The following is a 22,428-nucleotide window of genomic DNA, read 5'->3' as shown; positions in this document are numbered from 1 at the left end:
TTAACGAATCGAATCGGCAAGTTTTCCGATGTGCCATATCTGAAGAAAGACAGTTATAGGAAAAAGAGATTTTGGGTTTGTGTATTGAAGGCAATTCCCAGGCATCGAATTGTTATGAATGACTGAATATCAACTGATTCAAGAAACACCTACAAGCCTAAAAATATGAGAAACAGCCTAAAAGACACCTTTCTGATTGTTAGTGGTTTTATTGGATTTGTTGCCTCCATTGTCACCCTGATTTCTTATCCGCTATTTGCCGAGAACAAAAAAATATGGATTCTTGCATTAGCTGTTGCAGTGCTTTTTTTCGTATTGATTCTTTTTCTCCGCTTTATCCAGAAAAAGAATAAAGAGATTAGCAGTTTGCGCAACCGTCTGGAATTCTTAGAAAAAGAACGGAATGTTCCCTTTTTTAAGAAATGGCCTTTAATTTACGCCCACATGTGGAGATCAGGAACCATCCGCCCCGACAACCCCGTTATTTTAGATCTATTTGAGGTGAAAGACGAAATACTCCCGAACGGACGCCTGCGTGATACAAAAGCTTCATTCTACTTTAAAGGAAAATTTACGGACGCCACTTGGCAGTTTATCGTAACAATTGGAGGTGACGAAAACACCTCATTTGACAACCTCAATTTTGTTGTAGAAGACCTACGAACCAATCAACGACTAAATGCTAAAATTGCCGATAGAGGCAGGGATGAAACCATAAAAGACATCATCATTTCATTTAAAAACAAAAAAGAAAAAGGCGATACCTTTGAGCTACAAATTAGCTGGACCTGGCCCAAAATGTTACTTGAGCTTAGAGATTATATTTCATTACCGAATGTTTATTCAAAAAGCACTCATAAAGCCATTTTATCGCTTCAGAAAACTCCAGAGATGAAGTTCAACAATGTTGAAGCTTACAAGTATGGTCCCCAAGATAACGAGCCCGTATTTCTTCGGAATGTTTATGCAGATGACGCTAATCCGGATCGTTATACCCTTGAGATTGATCAACCTGAGATGAACGCCGACTACCTCTTGTACTATGAATAAACAAGTACTGCAATTATTGGAGGATTTCTATTCTCAAAAACTACTTAGGAAACAAATAAAAGCAGCAACCAACAAGCTGGATGCTCTCATTCTGGATTTGAGTGTAAGTTATGCTTGCAACCTCAACTGTAAACACTGTTATTGGGGAGATACAACGCTCGTCGGCAACCCACTTTCACTGAACGAATGGAAGACTGTTATTGAAGCATTTTACGATCAGGGATGCCGGCATTTTCATTTCTCGGGGAAGGAAAGTTCATTAAACAGCCAGATCCCTCAATTATGTAAATACGTCAAACAGCTTGATGCTGGCAATTTTTGCGGAATCATTTCAAACGCCTCTTCAAACCTGCCTTTTTTTGAAGCTGTTTCAAATGACATTGACTATTTAGAAATCAGTGTCGATGGTTTGCCCGAACAGCATGATTTCATTCGCGGAGCAGGAAGTTTTGACAAGATGGAGCACAACCTGAAACAGCTAATCAGCTGGATTAACCCTGAAAAGATTAATCTGGCGACCTCGCTGTATCAAGGAAACCAGTCTTGCATGCCTGAGCTTATTTTCCGCTTTTCGTCACTGGGAATTACAAAATTTTTTGCAAGCCCGATTCTTCCAATTGGGCATGCTAAAAACCTGAGTCATCAGCTCATCTCAAACGAAGACTATTCGAGACTCATTCAAAAAACTCATCATTTCTTGGAAGAAAGTGAACAGGCTCTCAATATTTACTTCTGCATTCAGCATCACACGATTCCAGATTTTTGGCAAGAAGATGCTTACCTGCGAAAACGATTCGAACAGTTTTTAGCAACCGGCCAAAACGTAGAAGAAAAGCTCAACAACAGCTGGCTGCAGTTTTCATTCGAGTTTTTTGACCTCCCCTATCTTTACCAAATGGTGATAAGCCCCGATGGCTATGTTCTTCCCAAACCCGATTGTTTTCATGCTAAAAACTATCACGAATTGAGCTTGGAAAATATTTCAACAGAAGGATTAAAATCGATTCTGAAAAAAAGAAAATCAGCAATTATTCAATCAATTTCATCATAACCAATAAAAACGAATACATCATGAAAAATTCACTCGTAAAAATTTTAAAACGACTACTGACAGGAACCAAGTTAAGAGCCAGTAATACTGCCGGAAGTAAAGGCTTATTTATAAGCTCTCAACGCCCAGAGCTGCATAAGAAAAAATAATTCATTTTCTTCGCAACCGGTGCCTGCTACGGCATGATTTATGCTATTTTTAGAAGCATTAGCCTGCTGGCAACTGAGAGGCCAACTTGGCTGCAAATCACAAAAACACCGAATAGATTACACGAAAGCAAATGCGTAAACGACTAAAATAAAGCCTATGAAAACAAAAAGACTTTTTCAAGCCCTTGCATTGTTTTTGGGAATTGGATTCTTTGCCTCTTGCGCTACTGAAATTCCAATTTCAAACCTAGCTCCCCAAAACAATGACACCTACAATGTGAGTTACTTGTTTGAACACGATGGATGTAAAGTCTATCGCTTTTACGATAGAGGCCATTACGTGTACTTCACCAATTGCAAAGGAGAGGTGACCAGCATCAAAAATGACTCTACGGAAACACGGATTCTCAACATCAACGAAATCGTCGAATAAGATCGATTAGAAGTGAAATAGAAACAACAAGATTGAAACGTGTGAAATTAATTCACCTTACTCATAAAAAAAGGGAGAACTGTTTGACAATTCTCCCTTTCTATGATTTAAGAAACTGGTTAAGTGCAATTCTTACAATTCCCGAATCCAAATATTACGGTAACTTACCGGATTACCATGATCCTGCAAAATGATCGGCCCATCGCCATGAGGTTTCACGGTATATTCAGGAATTCCAATATATTCTGTTGGACCACGAACGATGACATTGTTCTGCACCAACACTCCGTTGTGAATTACGGTAACTCGTGGATGTGTAAAATAGCTTCCATCAGCGTTAAAGCGCGGTGCGGTATAAATAATATCATACGTTTGCCACTCACCAGGCCCTTTACAGGCATTCACTAAAGGAGCATGCTGTTTGTAAACACTTCCAGCCTGCCCATTACGATAAGTCCGGTTATTGAAATTATCCAATACCTGAACCTCGTAAATACCTTGCAGAAACACACCACTATTTCCGCGGCCCTGGCTTTCGCCAACAACTTCAACTGGAGTTCGCCATTCAACATGCAACTGAAAGTCTTTAAAACTACGCTTGGTCTTAATGATTCCGGTGCCGCGTTTTACTGTTGCAACACCATTCTCAAAATCCCAACCGGGTTCTTCACCATTCCCATTGGTCCATTCATAACCAAATGGTTTTTCGCTGTTCAGCAACACAATCGCATCCGACGGAGCATCCATTGGACTTTCCCCCGGAGTAATGACTGGAACTTCCGGATCCCAGATTTCAGTCATGGCTGGCACCATCTCAGGCCTTTCTTCCTGAGCCCAAGCCCCGACAGTCACAAACACCACTAGTACGACTACTAATTTTCTCATGGTTTATACAAATTTAGTTTAACAATTATAGGTCTAGTTCTTCCATGATGGCATCAATCTTTTGCTCGGCCAGGCGCTCAACCTCTTCAAATTCATCGCGGCTGCGAAGTTCTCCCGCTACCTCAAAATAGAATTTTATTTTAGGCTCAGTACCCGAAGGACGAACAGAGATTTTTGTTCCATCTTCAGTAAAAAATTGAAGGACATTTGACGTTGTTTTCTGATTGATTTTTTTGCTTTCACCACTAAGCAAATCTCTCTCCGTCAAATCGGCATAATCTTTTACCACTTTCAGCAAACCTCCGCCCAATGATTTAGGTGGATTGGTTCGAAAATCAACCATCATTTGCTGAATCTCATCCGCACCTGTTTTTCCTGGACGAACGATGTATTTCATTTTCTCTTTAGAATAACCATATTCGAGGTAAACATCCTGCAATAATTCGAACAGTGTTTTCCCTTGATCTTTAGCCCACGCTGTAATTTCAGCCATCAAAGCACAAGAAGAAACAGCATCTTTATCTCGCACGAAATCAGCTGGCATAAACCCAAAGCTTTCTTCTCCTCCTCCAATATATTTTTTCTGTCCTTCCAAGTCGCGAATAATTTCAGCAATGTATTTGAAACCGGTATACACATCGAAATACTCAATATTGTTCTTCCGGGCAATTTCAGCGATTTTCTCAGTCGATACAATCGTTTTTACGATGAACTCATTCCCTTCGAATGCTTTATTTTCTTTCATCCGGGTGATGATGTAGTAAATAAACAACAGGGCAGTTTGGTTTCCATTGATAATGAAGAATTCGCCTTTGTCATTTTTCACGGCAACACCAATTCGGTCAGCATCAGGATCTGAAGCCATCACCACATCAGCGTCCACTTCCAAGCCTTTTTTCATGGCCATTTCCATTGCAGCTGGTTCTTCTGGGTTTGGCGAAACCACTGTTGGAAAATCACCGCTCACCACATCCTGCTCGGGCACATTGATGACATTTTCAAAGCCAAAAGCTCTCAATGCTTCAGGAATAAGTTTTACACCAGTACCATGAATCGGTGTGTAAACAATCTTCAGGTCTTTGAATTTTTGAATAATCTCAGGAGCTAAAGAAACCGTCTTCACCTTTTCAATGAATTTGCGGTCCATTTCTTCGCCAAGAATCTCAATTAGTTCTTTGTTGCCTTCAAACTGAATGTCTTCAACCTTTACTTTCTGAACTTCAGCAATGATGTTTACATCATGAGGACCGACAATTTGAGAGCCATCTTCCCAATAAGCTTTGTAGCCATTGTATTCCTTCGGATTATGAGAAGCGGTAAGAATAATTCCACTTTGACATCCCAACTCTCGAATTGCAAAAGATAATTCAGGCGTAGGGCGTAAATCTTCAAACAGGTAAACATGAATGCCATTAGCCGCAAAAATCTCAGCACTCTTCTCAGCAAACAGTCGGCTATTGTTCCGGCAATCGTGTCCAATGGCAACTTTAATTTGCTCCAAGCCAGCAAACTCCTTTTTAAGGTAATTGCTCAGTCCCTGAGTGGCAGCCCCTACCGTATAAATATTCATCCGGTTTGAACCTGCGCCCATAATTCCGCGCAAACCTCCGGTACCAAACTCTAAATCACGATAAAACGAATCAATCAACTCGTTCTTATCTTCTTGTTCAAGCATTCGCTTTACTTCTTTGCGGGTTTCTTCATCATAAACCTCACTTAGCCAGCTTTGCGCCCGGCTAACTACCTGATCCAAAATTTCGTTATTTTTTGTCATATTTTAGTCTACTTTTTTTAATTCAAGAATACAATGCTGCAGGCTATCACGCCAATATGGAATTTGAATTCCAAAAATACGCTTAATTTTAGATTTATTAAGAACGCTATATGGCGGACGAACAGCCACTGACGGATATTCATCTGTTGAGATTGGACGCACTTGACAAGTTACGCCCGATAGCTCATGAATTGCTTTTGCAAAATCATACCAACTACAAACACCTTCGTTCGAATAATGATAAATCCCCGGCTTCCAAACACACTCTTCCTTCGAAGTCCGATTGATAATCGTCAATATAGCCAAGGCTAAATCGCCGGCATAGGTAGGTGTTCCAATCTGGTCATAAACGACCTTCAACTCTTCCCGCTCTTCGCCCAGCTTGATCATTGTCTTTACAAAATTCTTCCCATAAGCAGAATAAAGCCACGAAGTACGGATAATCAGAGAAGAAGGCGCTTCTTTTAGAACGGCTATTTCACCATTCAACTTACTCCTTCCGTAAACTGACTCAGGATTAACTAAATCCTCTTCAACATAAGGAACATAAGTGGTTCCGTCAAACACATAGTCGGTAGATACATGAACCAAGCGAGCATCGGTCGTTTTTGACAACCGAGCCAGCGTTGCGGGAACTTTAGTATTGATCAACTTTGCCAAATCGGATTCTTTCTCAGCAATGTCCACTGCCGTGTAAGCAGCACAATTGATGATATAGTCAGGCCGCTCATGATTTACAAAAGCAGTAACAGCCTCGCTATCGGTTAAATCCAGCTCATTTATATCTGTCAGGATAAACTGAAAATGCTTAAACTGATCTGCCAAATCCCGAATGGCCGACCCCAGTTGTCCTTCAGCTCCTGTAACAAGAATCTTCATCTTCTTTCAAAATTAACACCAAGACTAAAATCTTTCGAAGCGTTTACTACAAGTGATTATTATCCTGGTCGTTTTATAATTATTTCTAGTAATCTATTTGCCAGCCAATCAAAAGTTATACTCTGCTTTGGCAAAAGAAACACTTGCCTCATCCTTTGCAGAAACAACTGCTTTTTGAACATCTACCTTCCAATCAACATTCAGCTCCGGATCATCAAAACGAATGCCTCGCTCGGCTTCCGGATGATAGTAAGCATCACATTTATATGCAAAAACGGCCGTTTCACTCAACACTGAAAAACCGTGAGCAAATCCTCTTGGAATATAAAACTGCTTTTTATTTTCACCGCTCAACTCAACTCCGTACCACTGACCAAATGTTGGCGAATCTTTTCTCAAATCAACAGCTACATCATAAACAGTTCCTTCAATTGCCCGAACCAACTTGCCCTGGGCATAAGGATTTAACTGATAATGCAATCCACGGATTACTCCCTGGGTCGATTTTGATTCATTATCTTGCACAAAGGAAGTGTTAATTCCTGCTTCTTCCAGTTTTTTAATATTAAAAGTTTCTAAAAAATAACCGCGATCATCGCGAAATACTTTTGGGGTGATAACCAATAAGCCTGCTATTGGTGTAGTTGTAATTTCCATTTAATAAATTCGATTTTAGAAAGACGAAATCTTTTTGTTTGCGAGCTTATGCAAGTACTGCCCATACTGATTTTTCATCAAAGGTTCTGCCAGCTCCAGCAACTGTTCTTTGCTGATGTACCCTTTTTTGAACGCAATTTCCTCCAAACAAGACACCTTAAGCCCTTGGCGTTGTTCAATGGTTGCAATAAAGTTTGAAGCTTGTAGCAGGCTATCATGCGTGCCGGTATCCAACCAGGCAAATCCTCGTCCCAATAGCTGTACTTTCAACCGATTCTCCTCCAGATACAAACGATTCAGATCCGTGATTTCAAATTCTCCTCTTGCTGATGGCTCTAAGCTCTTAGCCTTTTTCACCACATCATTCGAGTAAAAGTATAAGCCAGTCACGGCGTAATTTGAACGTGGCTGAGTCGGTTTTTCTTCAATCGACAGCACTTGTCCTTTTTCATCAAAGTCCACCACCCCATAACGCTCCGGATCATTCACATAATACCCAAACACCAAGGCGCCATCTTCCAACGTCCCTGCCTCTGTCAATATCTGGCTAAAATTATAGCCATAGAAGATATTATCACCAAGAATCAAGCAAACCTGATCATCACCAATAAACTCTTCTCCAATAATAAAAGCTTGCGCCAATCCATCCGGCGATGGTTGGATGGCATATTCCAAATGAATACCAAACTGCGAACCATCGCCCAACAGGTCTTGATACAAACCAATATCCTGGGGTGTTGAAATGATCAAGATTTCGCGAATGCCTGCCAGCATCAAAACCGACAGTGGATAATAAATCATTGGTTTGTCGTAAACAGGAATAATCTGTTTCGAAATTGATTTTGTTATTGGATATAAGCGTGTTCCGGATCCTCCGGCCAGAATTATGCCTTTCATAAGTTTCCTTTCTATTTTATTTATTGACTTATGCGACTGCTGTTACTTGGAGTCCACTTGCCGCAAAACAGCCAACTAACTACTTGCTTTTAACAGTTCGTCGAAATAAGCAATTGTTTTGGTCAATCCTTCTGTCAACTGCACTTTAGGCTGCCAACCATTAAGCTTTTCTTTCGCTAATTGAATATCAGGTTGTCGTTGAACCGGATCATCTTCCGGCAAGGGTAAATAAATGATCTTAGAACGACTTCCCGTTAACTTTATGATTTCCTCAGCCAGTTCCAACATCGTAAATTCAATTGGATTACCAATATTCACCGGACCAATAAAATCATCTGGCGTTGCCATCATGCGTTTCAGCCCTTCAACCAAGTCATCAACATACTGAAAACTCCGACTTTGAGTACCTTCTCCAAAAATGGTAATGTCCTCATTTTTCAACGCCTGAACGATAAAATTAGATACCACCCGACCATCATCAGGCTCCATCTTAGGGCCATAAGTGTTAAAAATCCGAGCGATCTTGATGGAAACCCCATTCTGCACATGGTAATTTACAAACAGTGATTCGGCACATCGCTTTCCCTCATCATAACACGAGCGAACTCCAATTGGATTCACATTCCCCCAATAGGATTCAGGTTGTGGATGCAACTCTGGATCGCCATAAACTTCACTGGTGGAAGCTTGCAAGATTTTCGCTTTAACCCGCTTGGCCAATCCCAACATATTAATCGAGCCCATCACTGACGTTTTGATGGTTTTAATCGCATTAAATTGGTACTGGACCGGAGAAGCCGGACAAGCCAAATTATAAATCTCATCCACCTCTATATAATAAGGCATCGTAATATCATGCCGAACCAATTCAAAATAAGGATTGGATAGTAGGTGAACAACCTTCTGTTTTGAGCCCGTGAAAAAATTGTCAAGGCAAATCACCTCGTTCCCCTCATTCAAAAGTTGCTCACACAAATGGGAGCCGATAAACCCTGCTCCCCCTGTTACTAAAATCCGTTTTTTACGTGCGTCCATAAATTTTTGTAATCTGCCCCCAATTAAATCAAGGATTTCAGAGTCCCTCAGCGACGTTTTCAACCAATCATATCCGTATGGGATCAGGAGCTAAAGTTTTCATTTTCACGCCAGCCAATCAAAAGTAAAAAATAAATCAGTCTGAACAATAAAAACGACTGCAAAGCTACACAGTTCGTCGAATTGAAGAGAAAAAAAACGAGCAAATATTCCGTCAAAATTATTTTTCAGCTTCAACACAAGCAAAAAAGCCAAAAAAGCACTGAAAACCTTTGATTTAAACCTATTAAATACTAATTTTGCCGCGCATTAACAAATATAAAGTCTAACTTATTAATTAATTGCATTTTACATGACAGAAGAAAAAAAAGAGAACCTTGAGCAAAAGGAAGAACTCGAACAACCACAGGTTGTAGAAAACGCTCAGCAAGCAGAAGCTCCTGCCGCTGCTGAAACAGAAGAATTTGACTGGGCTGCTTTAGAAGCTGATGATGAAGGCTTCGCCGGAGCAAAGAAACAAGAATTAGTTGATCTTTACGACAACACTTTAAACACCGTTCAGGAAAAAGAAGTACTGGAAGGAACCGTTATTTCAATGAACAAACGCGAAGTTGTTGTTGATATAGGTTACAAATCAGACGGTATTGTAAGTTTGAACGAATTCCGCTACAACCCTGAGTTGAAAGTTGGCGATACTGTTGAAGTTTACGTTGAAAGTCTTGAAGACAAAAAAGGACAAATGATCCTGTCGCACAAAAAAGCACGTGCAGTCCGTTCTTGGGACCGTGTTAATGATGCGCTGGATAAAGATGAAATTATCAAAGGATACATCAAATGCCGCACAAAAGGTGGTATGATCGTTGATGTATTCGGAATTGAAGCTTTCTTGCCTGGTTCTCAGATTGATGTGAAACCAATCCGCGACTACGACATGTACGTTGGTAAAAACATGGAATTCAAAGTGGTTAAAATCAACCAAGAATTCCGTAACGTAGTTGTATCACATAAAGCGTTGATTGAAGCTGAACTGGAACAACAGAAGAAAGAGATCATTTCTAAACTTGAAAAAGGTCAGGTATTGGAAGGAACTGTTAAAAACGTTACTTCTTACGGTGTATTCATCGACCTTGGTGGTGTTGACGGATTGATCCACATTACCGACCTAAGCTGGGGACGTATTTCTCATCCAAACGAAATCGTAGAATTGGATCAAAAACTGAACGTTGTTATCCTTGACTTCGATGATGACAAAAAACGAATTGCACTTGGCTTGAAACAATTGACTCCTCACCCATGGGATAACTTGGATGCTGAGTTGAAAGTTGGCGACAGCGTTAAAGGAAAAGTTGTTGTTATGGCCGACTACGGTGCGTTTGTTGAGATCGCTCCTGGAGTTGAAGGTCTGATCCACGTATCAGAAATGAGCTGGTCACAGCACCTGCGCAGCGCTCAGGACTTCCTGAAAGTTGGCGACGAAGTAGAAGCTCAAATTTTGACTTTAGATCGCGACGAGCGTAAAATGTCATTGGGTATCAAACAACTTAAGAAAGACCCATGGCAAGAAGTTGATACGAAATTCGGCATTGGAACAAAACACCAAGCAAAAGTTCGCAACTTCACCAACTTTGGTGTATTTGTTGAAATCGAAGAAGGTGTTGACGGCTTGATCCACATTTCAGACTTGAGCTGGACGAAGAAAATCAAACACCCATCAGAATTCACTTCAATCGGTGCTGACATCGAAGTTGTTGTTCTGGACATCGACAAAGACAACCGTCGTTTGAGCCTTGGACACAAACAACTGGAAGAAAACCCATGGGATGTATTTGAAACAATCTTCTCTGTTGATTCAATCCACGAAGGTACTGTTGTTGAATTGTTCGACAAAGGTGCTACAATCGCTTTGCCATACGGTGTTGAAGGATTTGCAACTCCTCGTCACTTGGTTAAGGAAGATGGATCAAAAGCTAGCTTAGAAGAAAAATTGGATTTCAAAGTAATTGAATTCTCTAAAGCAGCAAAACGTATCATCCTTTCTCACTCACGTATTTTCGAAGATGAGAAAAAAGGAGAAGACACTGCTAAGAAAAAAGCTCAAAGCAAACAAACTGCAAAAGCTATGAAAGCTGTAAAAGAAAGCCAAGAAAAAACAACTCTTGGTGATATCAGCGAATTGGCTGCTTTGAAATCTCAAATGGAAGCAGAAGAAAATAAAGAAAAATAGAACCACTAAGTATCAATTGTTTCAACATTAATTTGTAAATTTCCTCCCATGGAATTTGAGGTTATTAAAAAAGAGGATCACGTCATTGTTCGGGTTTTATCCAAAAAACTCGATACGAATAATGCGCCGGAGTTGAAATCAGAGTTGGTAGTCTTGGGAAACGATTCAGTGAAAAACATCATTTTGGATGTTAGCAATTGTAATTACATCGATTCTTCAGGATTAAGTGCAATACTTGTTGCCAACCGTCTCTGCGAAGATGCAATCGGAACATTTATACTGTGTGGCCTCCAACCTGATGTTGAACATCTGATACGCATCTCGATGCTTCACACCGTCTTGCTAATTACAAAAGACGTTAACGAAGCTGAAGGATTATTGGTAGAAAAGAGCAAACTCTAAACAGGGATTCCTGTATGCAGATGCCTTTTCAATTGACAATTCTTGGAAGTAGTTCAGCAATGCCTACTTCTAAAAGATACCCAACCGCTCAAGTGCTCAATGTGCTTGGGCGGTTCTTTTTAATTGATTGTGGCGAAGGCACCCAACACCAATTGCGCAAAAATAAAATTGGCTTTGGACGGCTCGACCACATTTTTATTTCGCATCTCCATGGCGATCATTTCTTTGGGCTGATTGGCTTTATCTCAACCCAGGTTTTGCTGGGGCGCACAAAAGACCTCCACATTTATGCGCACTCGGAATTGCAACGCTACACCCAATACCAATTAGATTTTCTGGGAACAGAAGAGCTTGGCTTTCGACTGGTTTTTCATCCGCTCAATTTCAAAAAAGAACAAGTAATTTTCGATGAAGAAAAACTAACCATCACATCGTTTCCTCTCCATCATCGTATTCCTTGTTGTGGGTTTCTATTTCGCGAGAAAAGTAAAGAGCCAAACATCAAAAAAGGTAAACTAAAACAATACAAAATCCCTATCAGGGAAATCAAATACATCAAAGCCGGAGCCGATTTTCAAACTGAAAAAGGAGACATCATTCCAAATAAAGAATTGGTGATTCCGCCAGCTGCTCCACGCTCGTTTGCTTTTTGTTCCGATACGGCCTACCATGAATCAATTATCCCGATAATCTCAAAAGTTGATTTACTCTACCACGAAGCCACTTTTGCGGAATCGGAAAAAAAGTTGGCCCAAGCAACTTTTCATTCAACGGGAGCAGATGCCGCAAGCATTGCCAAGCAGGCAAATGTTGGAAAATTACTGATCGGCCACTTCTCCGCTCGCTACAAAACACCCGAAATTATTCTTGAAGAGGCTCGTGCAATTTTCCCCAACACCGAAGCAATCATTGAAAATGAAGTCTTTAAAGTCGTTCGCGACTAAGCCCGTTTTTTCCAGAGCTTCAAGCTGGCTTTTACTACTCTTTCGATAGCATTCATCAAGGGTTATTTCCTTTCCTTTTCCTATATTTGGCAACTTAATCGATTACTATTATGAGAAATTTATTACGACTACTAATTGCTATTATGATTTGCTCTCCAATGCTGGTTAATGCCCAGGAGAGCGGGAAAGAAAAGGAACAACGCATGCAATGGTTTAAAGATGCCAAACTGGGGATTTTTATCCATTGGGGCATATACTCTGTCAACGGGATCGATGAAAGTTGGTCATTCTTCAACAACTACATTTCGCACGAAGACTACATGAAGCAACTGGATGGCTTTACCGCTAAAAACTACGATCCAACAGAATGGGCCAAATTAATTAAAGAAAGTGGAGCCAAATATTCGGTAATAACAACCAAACACCACGATGGCGTTGCTCTTTGGGACACCAAATGCAACGACCTGAGCGTTGTTAAAAAGACTCCCGCTAAAAAAGATTTGCTTTTTCCTTTGGTTAAAGAATTTCAAAAGAATGATGTAAAAGTTGGCTTGTACTACTCACTTCTTGACTGGTCTCATCCTGATTACCCAAACAAAACCCGGGTTGAAAAGCGCTATACCAACGATCCAGAGCGTTTCAACAAATTTGTTGACTTCAACTTCTGCCAGTTGGAAGAACTATCTAAAAAATATTCGCCAGACTTGTTTTGGTTTGATGGCGATTGGGAACAATCAGCTGAGGCCTGGAAAGCAAAAGAGTTGAGCGAAAGCCTTCGCAAATGGAACAAACACATTATTCTGAATTCAAGGATTCAAGGATACGGTGATTACGAAACGCCTGAACAAGGTCTTCCTGTTACCAAGCCAGACAGCGACTGGTGGGAACTTTGCATGACCATGAATAACTCTTGGGGATACCAACACAATGATCATGATTACAAGACTCCTAATCAAATCATTCGTATTTTGGTTGATTGTATCAGCATGGGTGGAAACCTGTTGCTTGACATTGGCCCAAAAGCTGATGGAACAATTCCTGCAGAACAAGTAAACATCTTGAAAGAATTGGGACGATGGACCAACAAGCACCAAGAAGCCATTTACGGAACCCGCGCAGGAATCCCTCACGAACATTTTTATGGCCCTACAGCCTTGAACAAAGCAGGAGATATTCTGTACTTGTTCGTTCCTCACAAACCAAACGGTCCATTAATGATTAAAGGCTTGAAAAACAACATCAACCGTATTTGGGTTGTTGGAGAAGGTACCAAATTGAATTGGAAAGTGGTTGGGAAACAATACTGGAGCTCTGTTCCTGGCATTGTGTATATCGATGTTCCAGAGTCAGTTCAAGACGAGCAGGTGACTGTTATTGCCGTACTTCTTAAAGATAAAGTAGACCTGTATCGCGAAAAAGGACAAGTGATTGAAAGTAACTAGTCAGTAAGAAAAGTGAATAATATAGAAGAAGGAGCCTTGAACGGCTCCTTTTTTATTCTCCAAAAAACTCTTTATTAAAATTCACAAGATAAAGCTCTTTTACCGGTCGCGTAAAAGCAGTATACAACCATCTCAGATATTCCACGTTCAACATATCTTCCACCAAGTAGCCCTGATCCACAAAAACAGCATCCCACTGTCCGCCCTGTGCTTTATGGCAAGTAACAGCATAGGCAAACTTCACCTGCAAAGCATTGAAATGCTCGTTCTCCCGAATTTTCTCCCAACGCTTCTTTTTACTTCGGATATCCTGATAATCTTCAGCAACCGACTGAAATAAGCGCTGACTATCTTCATACCCCAACGAAGCGGTTTCGATCGACAAGGTTTCCAACAGTATTTTACAATCAATCTCCAGGTCGTCGTAGTCAACAAACTTCAGGCAAACATTGGCAAAGTGAAAACCATATAACTCTTCGTAACTATAGATCGATTGAATTTCGACAATATCACCATTGGCAATGAAATCCACCTTTTCATCTTCACCCAACCAGAAGTAGTTGTTCTTAACCACCATCAATAAATCGCCAACCGTGATTTGAGCTTCCTTATATAATATAGTCGAACGAATGCCTTCATTAAACTTATTGGCCCGTTTATTTGATCGTGTAATAACAATCGTCTCTTCTTCTCCGTACTTGTCATAGCAATCCGAAATCTTCTCAATCAGCTCTCCACCGCCAATTCGTTTAATGTCCGAAAAACTCTCCGTTTCAATCGGAAAATAATCTGGAAAGAAATACCCCTCTCCAATCAGCGAACGAATTTCGGTAGCATTGTACAAAATCCCCGAATCCTGTTCCTGCCGCACCACATCAACCAACTCATGATGATCTACCGTTGCACCATACATTTCGAGCTCCGAAACATCTAAAGCAGGAGTGATCTCCATGCCAACCGGAGGAAGTTGCGCGGTATCTCCCACCAAAATCAACTTACAATTCTTGCCGGTATAGACAAATTCATACAAATCGTCCAACAAACGACCGGTTCCAAACACCGAGCCCTCATTCGATGAATTTGCAATCATCGACGCTTCATCTACGATAAAGAAGCAGTCTTTTGCCAGGTTTTTATCGAGAACAAACTGCCCAAAACCGTCGGTTGTCGACTTCTGGCGATAGATTTTCTTGTGCACCGTGTAGGCACTTTGCCCGGTGTACGAACTCAAGACTTTGGCAGCTCTTCCTGTTGGAGCCAACAGAACAGTTTGAAACTTAAATGCATGAAGTGTTTTTACTAAAGCATTCAACATACTGGTCTTCCCGGTACCAGCGTAACCTTTTAACAAAAACAAAACATCGGGATCGGCGTTGACGACAAAAGTCGCAAGTTTTTCAGTCAATTGCTTTTGCCCTTCTGTAGGCGTAAAGCCTAAGTTCTGATAAATTTGTTCTTGAATGTGTTTTTTCAACATTCAGACGAAATTAAAACTATTCCACAGATAGTAATCTAATTTTTTTTATAAATTTGCATGCAAACATAAACTAATCTTAAAACGATACAGATGAAGACAGTTATTCAGATCGTACTTATAGTCGCTGCAATCATCCTTGCATACCTTATCTATCAGAGTGTAGAAAGACCGATTTTGTTTGAGAAGGCAAAAGATGAAAGGTATGACGCTACCGTTCAGAGACTAAAAGACATTCGTAAAGCACAACTTGCGTTCAAAGATGTAAACGGACGTTTTACCGGAGACTGGGATACTTTAATTACATTCGTAAAACAAGATTCTCTTCCTTTGGTGCGCAAAATTGGTATGCTTACTGATAGTATGATTGAAGCTGGGGTGACTGAAGAAGTTGCGATCAAAAAAGGATTGATTATCCGGGATACAATTAAAGTAGGTGTTTTAGATACTTTATTTGGACGTTCTTACCCTATCGAGGATATCAAAATGATCCCAGTGCAAGACACTGTGGCTGAATTCCATTTAGGAGCAACTGTTCTGACAACCGGTTCCGGAATTAAAGTTCCTGTTTTTGAGGCGAAAGCTCACAACAACACAATCCTGAAAAATTTGGACAAGCAGTTAGTAATTAACTTGAATGACCAAAGACGTACTAATGACAAGTACCCTGGATTGAAAGTTGGATCATTAACTGAAACAAATAATAATGCTGGTAACTGGGAGTAATTTATCCTATGCAACAACACTTATTACTTGTTGACGAGACCTTTGATTTAAATTTCACACAAGAATATCATTTATCCATCCAGTTTAGTCTGGATGGATTTTCTTTTTGTATAAGGGATGGCTTGCAAAACAAGTATGTCTACCTTTTTCATAAAGAATTTTCAGGCACACCCAAATTCTTACATCGCAAACTCGCTGATATTTATGCTGAATTTGACGTGTTAACAGCTAACTTCAAAACTACGCAACTGGTCTATTCTTCTCCAGATAAAATGCAGCTTATTCCAGAGGCTTTCTTTTCGGGGATGGAAGCTCAGGCAAACTATCAACTCAACCATAAACTTGAAGAAGACGAAGAGCTGAGTTATCTCCCGGTAAAAAGCTATCAATCCTTGGTTCAATTTGCCATTGTGGAAAAGGTAAAACGCTTTTTCGAGGAGAATCATCCCGGCACCATGATCCAACATGAGTTTGTGAATGTTTTGAACCGTTATGCCGGAAAAACAGGAAAGAATACACTTTTGGATATCCAAATTTATAAGAACCAGTTCATCCTAAGTGTATTGGATCAACGCATTCATTTTTGCAATTCATTTGCCTATCGAAACGACAATGACTTGCTCTATTTTATTTTGAATGTAGCTCAACGGTTTCCAGAGCAAGAGCTTGCCGTTCACGTAAATGGCAGAATAAACAAACGTGCTCCAATTTATCATCATCTACGTCAGTATTTTAAGTATGTGTCAATTCAAAGTAGAAACCACAATGTGGCCTACAGCTATTTATTTGACCAACTTCCGGATGCTCGTTTTGTAAACCTTTTTAATACCCAATCATGAGAATAGTAGGAGGCATACATCGCGGAAGACAGTTTCATCCAGGAAAATCATTTAAAGCACGTCCGACCACCGACCGAGCCAAAGAGAGCCTGTTCAATATTTTAACCAACCGATACGATTTTGAATCACTCAAAGTACTCGATCTGTTTGCTGGTACCGGCAGTATTTCGTTTGAGTTTTTATCGCGCGGATGCCAATCGATTACCTGTATAGAGCTCGATTTTAAGCACCATGCTTTTATTCAATCCATCGTTCAACAGCTAAATGCCAAGAATGAAATTCGAGCCATAAAGGGCAATGCTTTTAGATTCTGCGAGCAAACATCTGAAAAATACGATCTCATTTTTGCAGATCCACCATACGACCACCCCAAATTTGAAGAGGTTCCCAACCTAATTTTCGACAATCAACTGTTGGCAGAAGATGGGCTATTCATTCTGGAACACTCCAAATATTACGATTTCTCCAATCATCCGGAGTTGATTGAGACACGCAATTACGGAAGTGTTCATTTCAGCTTTTTTCAAAACAAGCAGCCTAGCTAGTCTAAAAACGAACATTCATACCCCTAAATCCAGGGATGACTCCGACTGTTTTTTTGGATTAAAAGCAAAGTCTATACATTTCTCATTCTGTTGAGGGTTACCTTTTGCTTGCCAGACGTATATAAATACGGGAAAATTGCTTATCTTTTTTTTAGCTTAAGTGATCCAGGCAATCCAATCAACAGCGTGGCTATGAATCGTACTTTTTCGACAACAAAACAGGCAAAGATTGAACCTCTTTACAATCGATCAAGCACAAAATACACTTATCAGAACCTAAGTCTGGAGCCCCTCGTCGGACAGTTAACCGATGATCAGTTGCGCCATTTGCTTTCTCGCTGTTTATTTGGATACACCGCAGCCGACCTTCTGCAAGTCAATAATGAATCGGTTGAAACCGTTGTTGATCGACTCCTGGAAGACCTCCCTTTTCCCGATCCTCCGCTTGGAATTGACAGCCGCGATGCAGACACGCCCATCGGAGAAACCTGGATTGACAAGCCGCACAATTCGAATTACAATACCTACCGGCTTCTCAGTTTAAATGGCTGGTGGTTTGGACAAACACTATCCTCAGGCATATCAATTCGCGAGAAACTTGTTCTCTTTTGGCACAACCACTTTGCACTGAAGCAAGAACTTGCTCAACGAGCAGACTTCCTATACGAATACAACCATTGCCTCCGCAAGAATGCATTAGGCAATTTGAAACAGTTTACGGAAGAAATGATCCTGTTACCAGCGACACTTCGAGCGTTAAATGGCGAATCTAATTACGCCCAGTCGCCCAATGAAAACCAAGCCCGGACCCTACTTGAATACTTCACACTAGGCTGGCCTCAAGAGCAAACTGCCGAGCAGGCTGCTTATTATACCGAAACAGATGTGCAGGCAGCGACAGCTATTCTGTCAGGTTGGACAATTGATGAAACGACAGGGCAGGCTTATTTTAATGAAGGCAACCACAATACTGACTCGAAAGTTTTCTCAGAGTACTTTCAGGGAACAAGCATTCAAAACGAAGGAGAGTCTGAGTACAAGCGACTAATTCAGCTGCTTTTTGAGCAGGAAGCCACCGCCAAAAATATCGTTCGAAAGCTGTACCGTTGGTTTGTTTACTATCAGATTGATGAAACCATCGAAGCTGAAATCATTACACCTTTAGCCACAATACTTCAATCAAATGGGTACGAACTGAAGCCTGTTTTATCAAGCTTACTAAAAAGCCAGCATTTTTATGATATCACTCTCAGAGGTTGCCTGATTAAAAATCCTATCGACTTTGTTACGGGGACACTAAAAAATTGCCATTTCCAAATTCCGGGGAAAGAACTGCTCATTGGTCAATATCATCTCTTGAACTATTTTAATAATGAAGCTGCCAAGCAAGGCATGGGGCTGGGATTTCCCCCTGACGAAGCAGGATGGCCGGCTTATTACCAAGCTCCGAGGTATCATCAACTATGGATTAATGCAGCCACTCTTTCGCGCAAACAGCAATTTGTACAGACAATTTGCTCCCCTGAAGGGATCAAACAGAATGGCGTATTCTTTCGAGCCAATTGGGTTGAACTGATCAAAACGATTTCAGAGCCATCAGATATCAATCAAGTCATTGATCAGCTGTCCAAACAATTCTTTCCCAAGCCAATCAGCACTCACCAACTTGCACTTTTAAAAGAACTCATCATGGGAGAGTTAAGTGATGCCGAATGGAGTTCAGAATGGCAACAATTTGAGAACACCCCGAAAGACGCGACTCAACGGGAAATTATTGAAAATGAAATACGAAAACTGGCTCAAACTATTTTTATGATGGCAGAATATCAATTGGCATGAAAAGACGGAATTTCCTAAAATATGGTTTATCAGCAATCAGCTTGCCTGTCCTTATCCAAGGTCAAGCTCTTGGACTAATTCCTGATAACGCCGTTTTAAAAGCCCTTACATCTGGAAATAAAACACGAAAGCTCATTCTGATTCACCTAAAGGGAGGAAATGACGGGCTCAATATGTTTACGCCGCTAGATCAATATATCAATCTCAGGAAGGCACGCCCCAATATTATCATCCCACAGGAAGAGTTGATTCGCCTCACCGATGTTTTGGGTATGCATCCCGCAATGAATAGTTTCAAACGTCTTTATGATTTAAAGCAGGCCCTCATTATTCAAAATGTGAGCTACCCCTCGCCCAGTCTATCGCACTTCCAATCACAAACCATCGTAAATAATGCCTCTTCTACTGAACTAAATTGGAACTCGGGTTGGTTGGGCCGGTATTTCCAAAACGCATCGCCTGATTTCCCAACAGACTTTCCAAATACCGAGGATGCACACCCCTTGGCAATAACGATCGGAACACAAGACTCTCCCATTAGCCAGGGCGATACTGCAAACTATAGCATAAGCATGACCGATGCAAGCAACAACTTTCAGCAAACAATTCAGCAAACTCAAGTTGAAGAAGATTCTCCGTATAATCATGAACTACGCTTTATAACGGATGCCATGCGAGTTGCTGATGCCTATTTGGATCCTATTCAGGAAGCTGCATCCAAAGGGGAAAATCAATCTCCATTGTACCCCGAAGATCCCAAGAACCAACTGGCCAAACAACTGGCACTTGTTGCACGCCTAATTGATGGAGGACTTGAAACGCCGATCTACGTGCTTAGCCTGGACGGCTTTGACACCCACACCAATCAGGTGGCCAGCGAATCCGCCACGACACAAGGACATCATGCAAGCTTGCTCAGGTATCTAGCTGATGGTATTTTGGCTTTTCAAGATGACTTGAACCGAATGGGCTTGGAAGAAAATGTGATTGGCATGGTTTACTCGGAATTTGGACGTCGCATTGCTTCGAACGAAAATCTGGGAACTGACCACGGAACAGCCTATCCTGCGATCCTGTTTGGTCAACCGATTAACCCAACCGTACTTGGTCACAATCCAACCATTCCCGAGGAAGTTAATCCATTTATGAACCTGGATATGCAATTCGACTTTCGATCAATTTATGCATCGATCTTTCAGCAATGGTTTCAACTCCCCGAAGCAACGACCCAACAAATCATGGGTGATGAATTCCCCATTCTACCCATTTTAAAAACAGCTGAAGGAAGTACCTTCTTTTATGAGAATCCGGTAAAGGTAACTGCCTACCCTATTCCAACAGCTGATTACTTAAACCTGAAAATTGAAACCAAAAATCCACAACTAAGGATTAGCCTCTTCAATCCCATGGGGCAGTTCGTAAAGACCCTTTTTAACCAAGAAGTAGAAGGTAATCTTTTGGAGTTACAGTTCTCCGTAAAAGGGCTACCTGCCGGACATTATATCCTTCGTGTTCAATCGGGCGACGACCTTGTTTCAAAAAAGCTGATCATTACGGATTAAACATATCCGGTGTATAATAACCTAAAATATGGTTGGCCATTTCCAGGTTCGATGCAGCTTCGGAATGATCAGGATCGAGGTCTAGCGCTTGATTAAAAGCATTGATTGCCTGCCCCCACTGCTGTTGTTTATAAGCTAGTTTCCCATGCAAAAAGTGTAATTCGGCTTCGCTTGGGTACTGCTCCAATAAACGATCGATCATCCGCTGAGCATCGACCAAATCGCCACGGTCAATATAAGATTTTAAAAGTGCTAGTTCCTTCTTCATTAGTCAGACATTACAAATGATTACTATTCTGTTTTTCCCGGAATGAGTTCAGGCAAAAATAAACAAATTAGGCTGAACCGCATGTGGAGTAAACAACCATTCTTCAGCCTGTTTGTTTACTGGTAAAACGGCTAAAATTAATAGAATAATGAATTTTACAGCAAATGATATCTCTCAGTGGATCAAAAATAGAAAGTCCACCTTTGTCAACGGCTTAAAAGAAGGAAGTCAAATTGATGACACAGTCATTGAGCAATTGTTAGAAAATGCCAGCTGGGCTCCATCACATGGCTTGGTACAAGCCTGGCAATTAAAAGTATTCGCAGGTGAAGGCGTTAAACGCTTTTTTGAGGTTCAACAAGCTATTTATAAAGCAATAACTCCAGCAGATCAATTCATGGATTTCAAGTACAAAGCTTACCTCGAAAAGTGGAAACGAGTTTCGCATATTGTAACCGTCATTGCGCAGCGCGATCCACACAAGCGATTTCCGGCCCAGGAAGATCTGGTTTCAGTAGCTTGCGCCGTTCAAAATATGTACCTGAGTCTTGAATCTTTGGGAATAGCTGGATATCTCAGTACCGGAGCCATCTGTTACTCACAGGAAATGCGCGATTTTCTGGGCCTACAGGAAGAGGACATTCCCGTGGGATTCTTTGTTCTTGGAGAACCTGATCCCGCCTTTCAACGCCCACCACGAACTCGTATTCCGGCCAATGAAAAAACCGAATGGATTAGAAAGTAGCCTCAGAGGAAAGCAAGTTGAGGATGTCTTGTTCTATCTTTTCGGGCTTGGTCATTGGAGCAAAGCGCTTGACGGGAACACCATCCCGGTCGAGCAAGAATTTTGTGAAATTCCATTTGATCCGGCCACCCAACACGCCCGGCAACTGGCGCTTTAAAAAGCGAAAAACAGGGTGTGCCTGGGCTCCATTAACGGCAACTTTATCGAATACCTGAAACGAAACCCCGTAGTTTACCAAACAGCCCCGGGCAATTTCATCGGCAGTTCCGGGCTCCTGTTTACCAAACTGATTGCAGGGAAAAGCCAGAATCGTCAAACCCTCGGGTTGATACTTCTCATGAAGTTCCTGCAACCCTTCATACTGCGGCGTAAAACCACATTGGCTGGCCGTATTCACGACCAATATCACCTGCCCTTTGTACGCCGAAAAATCGATCTCCTCTCCCTGAAGAGACCGCGCTTTAAAGTCATAAAAATGAGTTATCATTGCTCCGTCGTCTTAACTGTTATCGTTTTTATCTTCCTTCTCTGTAAAACATGCTTCGCTTTTTCCAGACAGCTAAGTCAGCAAATTGTTCTCTTAGCATTTTCTTCACACTACAGACTGG

General features: G+C 41.1%; 23 protein-coding genes. 14 read left to right on the top strand and 9 right to left on the bottom strand.

Annotated elements, in window-relative coordinates:
* Window positions 1–165 precede the first annotated feature (165 nt).
* The 4 genes from BM156_RS12715 (at window position 166) to BM156_RS12705 (ending at window position 2,683) form a co-directional block, all read left to right on the top strand.
* A complete protein-coding gene (locus BM156_RS12715) occupies window positions 166–1,050 on the top strand; it encodes a hypothetical protein (protein WP_093920265.1) in 885 nt (294 codons plus the stop codon).
* The gene (locus tag BM156_RS12710; protein WP_093920264.1) at window positions 1,043–2,101 is read left to right on the top strand and encodes a radical SAM protein; all 1,059 of its coding nucleotides are present in this window, start codon (window positions 1,043–1,045) and stop codon (window positions 2,099–2,101) included. Before BM156_RS12715 ends, BM156_RS12710 begins: the two co-directional genes overlap by 8 nt.
* Window positions 2,102–2,121: 20 nt before the next feature.
* Window positions 2,122–2,250, top strand: a complete 129-nt coding sequence (locus tag BM156_RS20885; protein WP_262708126.1) for a hypothetical protein — start codon at window positions 2,122–2,124, stop codon at window positions 2,248–2,250.
* Window positions 2,251–2,407: 157 nt separating this feature from the next.
* A complete protein-coding gene (locus BM156_RS12705) occupies window positions 2,408–2,683 on the top strand; it encodes a DUF4884 domain-containing protein (protein ID WP_093920263.1) in 276 nt (91 codons plus the stop codon).
* Window positions 2,684–2,815: 132 nt separating this feature from the next.
* Here the strand turns inward: BM156_RS12705 and BM156_RS12700 are convergent, their stop codons facing one another.
* The 6 genes from BM156_RS12700 to BM156_RS12675 all read right to left on the bottom strand — a co-directional run bounded on the left by BM156_RS12700 (window position 2,816) and on the right by BM156_RS12675 (window position 8,810).
* Entirely contained in the window at window positions 2,816–3,568 is a 753-nt protein-coding gene (locus tag BM156_RS12700) for a 3-keto-disaccharide hydrolase (protein ID WP_093920262.1), read from the bottom strand.
* 25 nt (window positions 3,569–3,593) lie between these two features.
* The gene (locus BM156_RS12695) at window positions 3,594–5,342 is read right to left on the bottom strand and encodes a phospho-sugar mutase (RefSeq protein WP_093920261.1); all 1,749 of its coding nucleotides are present in this window, start codon (window positions 5,340–5,342) and stop codon (window positions 3,594–3,596) included.
* A 3-nt stretch (window positions 5,343–5,345) separates the two neighbouring features.
* Entirely contained in the window at window positions 5,346–6,221 is an 876-nt protein-coding gene (rfbD, locus tag BM156_RS12690; protein ID WP_093920260.1) for a dTDP-4-dehydrorhamnose reductase, read from the bottom strand.
* Between the two features lie 108 nt (window positions 6,222–6,329).
* Window positions 6,330–6,878 carry a dTDP-4-dehydrorhamnose 3,5-epimerase gene (gene rfbC, locus BM156_RS12685; RefSeq protein ID WP_093920259.1) on the bottom strand — a complete coding sequence of 183 codons (549 nt, stop codon included), beginning with the start codon at window positions 6,876–6,878 and terminating at the stop codon, window positions 6,330–6,332.
* 15 nt (window positions 6,879–6,893) lie between these two features.
* Window positions 6,894–7,775: a glucose-1-phosphate thymidylyltransferase RfbA gene (rfbA, locus tag BM156_RS12680; protein ID WP_093920258.1), complete on the bottom strand. Its 882-nt coding sequence runs from the start codon at window positions 7,773–7,775 to the stop codon at window positions 6,894–6,896.
* Window positions 7,776–7,850: 75 nt separating this feature from the next.
* Complete coding sequence (locus BM156_RS12675) at window positions 7,851–8,810, bottom strand: UDP-glucuronic acid decarboxylase family protein (protein ID WP_093920257.1); 960 nt, start codon at window positions 8,808–8,810, stop codon at window positions 7,851–7,853.
* 352 nt (window positions 8,811–9,162) lie between these two features.
* Here BM156_RS12675 and rpsA point away from each other — a divergent pair, with 352 nt between their 5' ends.
* The 4 genes from rpsA (at window position 9,163) to BM156_RS12655 (ending at window position 13,822) form a co-directional block, all read left to right on the top strand.
* Entirely contained in the window at window positions 9,163–11,034 is a 1,872-nt protein-coding gene (gene rpsA, locus BM156_RS12670) for a 30S ribosomal protein S1 (RefSeq protein WP_093920256.1), read from the top strand.
* 48 nt (window positions 11,035–11,082) lie between these two features.
* Window positions 11,083–11,436, top strand: coding sequence for an STAS domain-containing protein (locus BM156_RS12665; protein WP_093920255.1), 354 nt, complete (start codon window positions 11,083–11,085; stop codon window positions 11,434–11,436).
* Window positions 11,437–11,450: 14 nt separating this feature from the next.
* On the top strand, window positions 11,451–12,380 hold the full coding sequence (locus tag BM156_RS12660) for a ribonuclease Z (RefSeq protein WP_244525743.1): 930 nt from the start codon (window positions 11,451–11,453) through the stop codon (window positions 12,378–12,380).
* A 110-nt stretch (window positions 12,381–12,490) separates the two neighbouring features.
* Window positions 12,491–13,822 carry an alpha-L-fucosidase gene (locus BM156_RS12655; protein WP_093920254.1) on the top strand — a complete coding sequence of 444 codons (1,332 nt, stop codon included), beginning with the start codon at window positions 12,491–12,493 and terminating at the stop codon, window positions 13,820–13,822.
* 52 nt (window positions 13,823–13,874) lie between these two features.
* Here the strand turns inward: BM156_RS12655 and BM156_RS12650 are convergent, their stop codons facing one another.
* Window positions 13,875–15,299, bottom strand: coding sequence for an ATP-dependent DNA helicase (locus tag BM156_RS12650; protein ID WP_093920253.1), 1,425 nt, complete (start codon window positions 15,297–15,299; stop codon window positions 13,875–13,877).
* Window positions 15,300–15,389: 90 nt separating this feature from the next.
* Here BM156_RS12650 and BM156_RS12645 point away from each other — a divergent pair, with 90 nt between their 5' ends.
* The 5 genes from BM156_RS12645 to BM156_RS12625 all read left to right on the top strand — a co-directional run bounded on the left by BM156_RS12645 (window position 15,390) and on the right by BM156_RS12625 (window position 20,807).
* Window positions 15,390–16,022, top strand: coding sequence for a hypothetical protein (locus tag BM156_RS12645; protein WP_093920252.1), 633 nt, complete (start codon window positions 15,390–15,392; stop codon window positions 16,020–16,022).
* An 8-nt stretch (window positions 16,023–16,030) separates the two neighbouring features.
* A complete protein-coding gene (locus tag BM156_RS12640; protein ID WP_093920251.1) occupies window positions 16,031–16,861 on the top strand; it encodes a DUF3822 family protein in 831 nt (276 codons plus the stop codon).
* The gene (gene rsmD, locus BM156_RS12635; RefSeq protein WP_093920250.1) at window positions 16,858–17,406 is read left to right on the top strand and encodes a 16S rRNA (guanine(966)-N(2))-methyltransferase RsmD; all 549 of its coding nucleotides are present in this window, start codon (window positions 16,858–16,860) and stop codon (window positions 17,404–17,406) included. Before BM156_RS12640 ends, rsmD begins: the two co-directional genes overlap by 4 nt.
* A gap of 192 nt (window positions 17,407–17,598) precedes the next feature.
* The gene (locus BM156_RS12630; protein ID WP_139218276.1) at window positions 17,599–19,245 is read left to right on the top strand and encodes a DUF1800 domain-containing protein; all 1,647 of its coding nucleotides are present in this window, start codon (window positions 17,599–17,601) and stop codon (window positions 19,243–19,245) included.
* Entirely contained in the window at window positions 19,242–20,807 is a 1,566-nt protein-coding gene (locus BM156_RS12625) for a DUF1501 domain-containing protein (protein ID WP_093920248.1), read from the top strand. Before BM156_RS12630 ends, BM156_RS12625 begins: the two co-directional genes overlap by 4 nt.
* On the opposite strand, the gene BM156_RS12620 is transcribed toward BM156_RS12625, so the two are convergent.
* Window positions 20,797–21,075: a tetratricopeptide repeat protein gene (locus BM156_RS12620; protein ID WP_093920247.1), complete on the bottom strand. Its 279-nt coding sequence runs from the start codon at window positions 21,073–21,075 to the stop codon at window positions 20,797–20,799. The genes BM156_RS12625 and BM156_RS12620 overlap by 11 nt on opposite strands.
* A 148-nt stretch (window positions 21,076–21,223) precedes the next feature.
* Between BM156_RS12620 and BM156_RS12615 the strand changes: the two genes are divergently transcribed.
* Entirely contained in the window at window positions 21,224–21,820 is a 597-nt protein-coding gene (locus BM156_RS12615) for a nitroreductase family protein (protein WP_093920246.1), read from the top strand.
* On the opposite strand, the gene BM156_RS12610 is transcribed toward BM156_RS12615, so the two are convergent.
* On the bottom strand, window positions 21,810–22,307 hold the full coding sequence (locus BM156_RS12610) for a glutathione peroxidase (protein WP_093920245.1): 498 nt from the start codon (window positions 22,305–22,307) through the stop codon (window positions 21,810–21,812). The two genes, BM156_RS12615 and BM156_RS12610, sit on opposite strands and share 11 nt — an antisense overlap.
* Between the last annotated feature and the right edge of the window lie 121 nt (window positions 22,308–22,428).

Source organism: Sunxiuqinia elliptica, from assembly GCF_900113005.1.
In the GTDB taxonomy this organism is placed as follows: domain Bacteria; phylum Bacteroidota; class Bacteroidia; order Bacteroidales; family Prolixibacteraceae; genus Sunxiuqinia; species Sunxiuqinia elliptica.
This window is presented reverse-complemented; position numbering and strand designations above follow the sequence as displayed.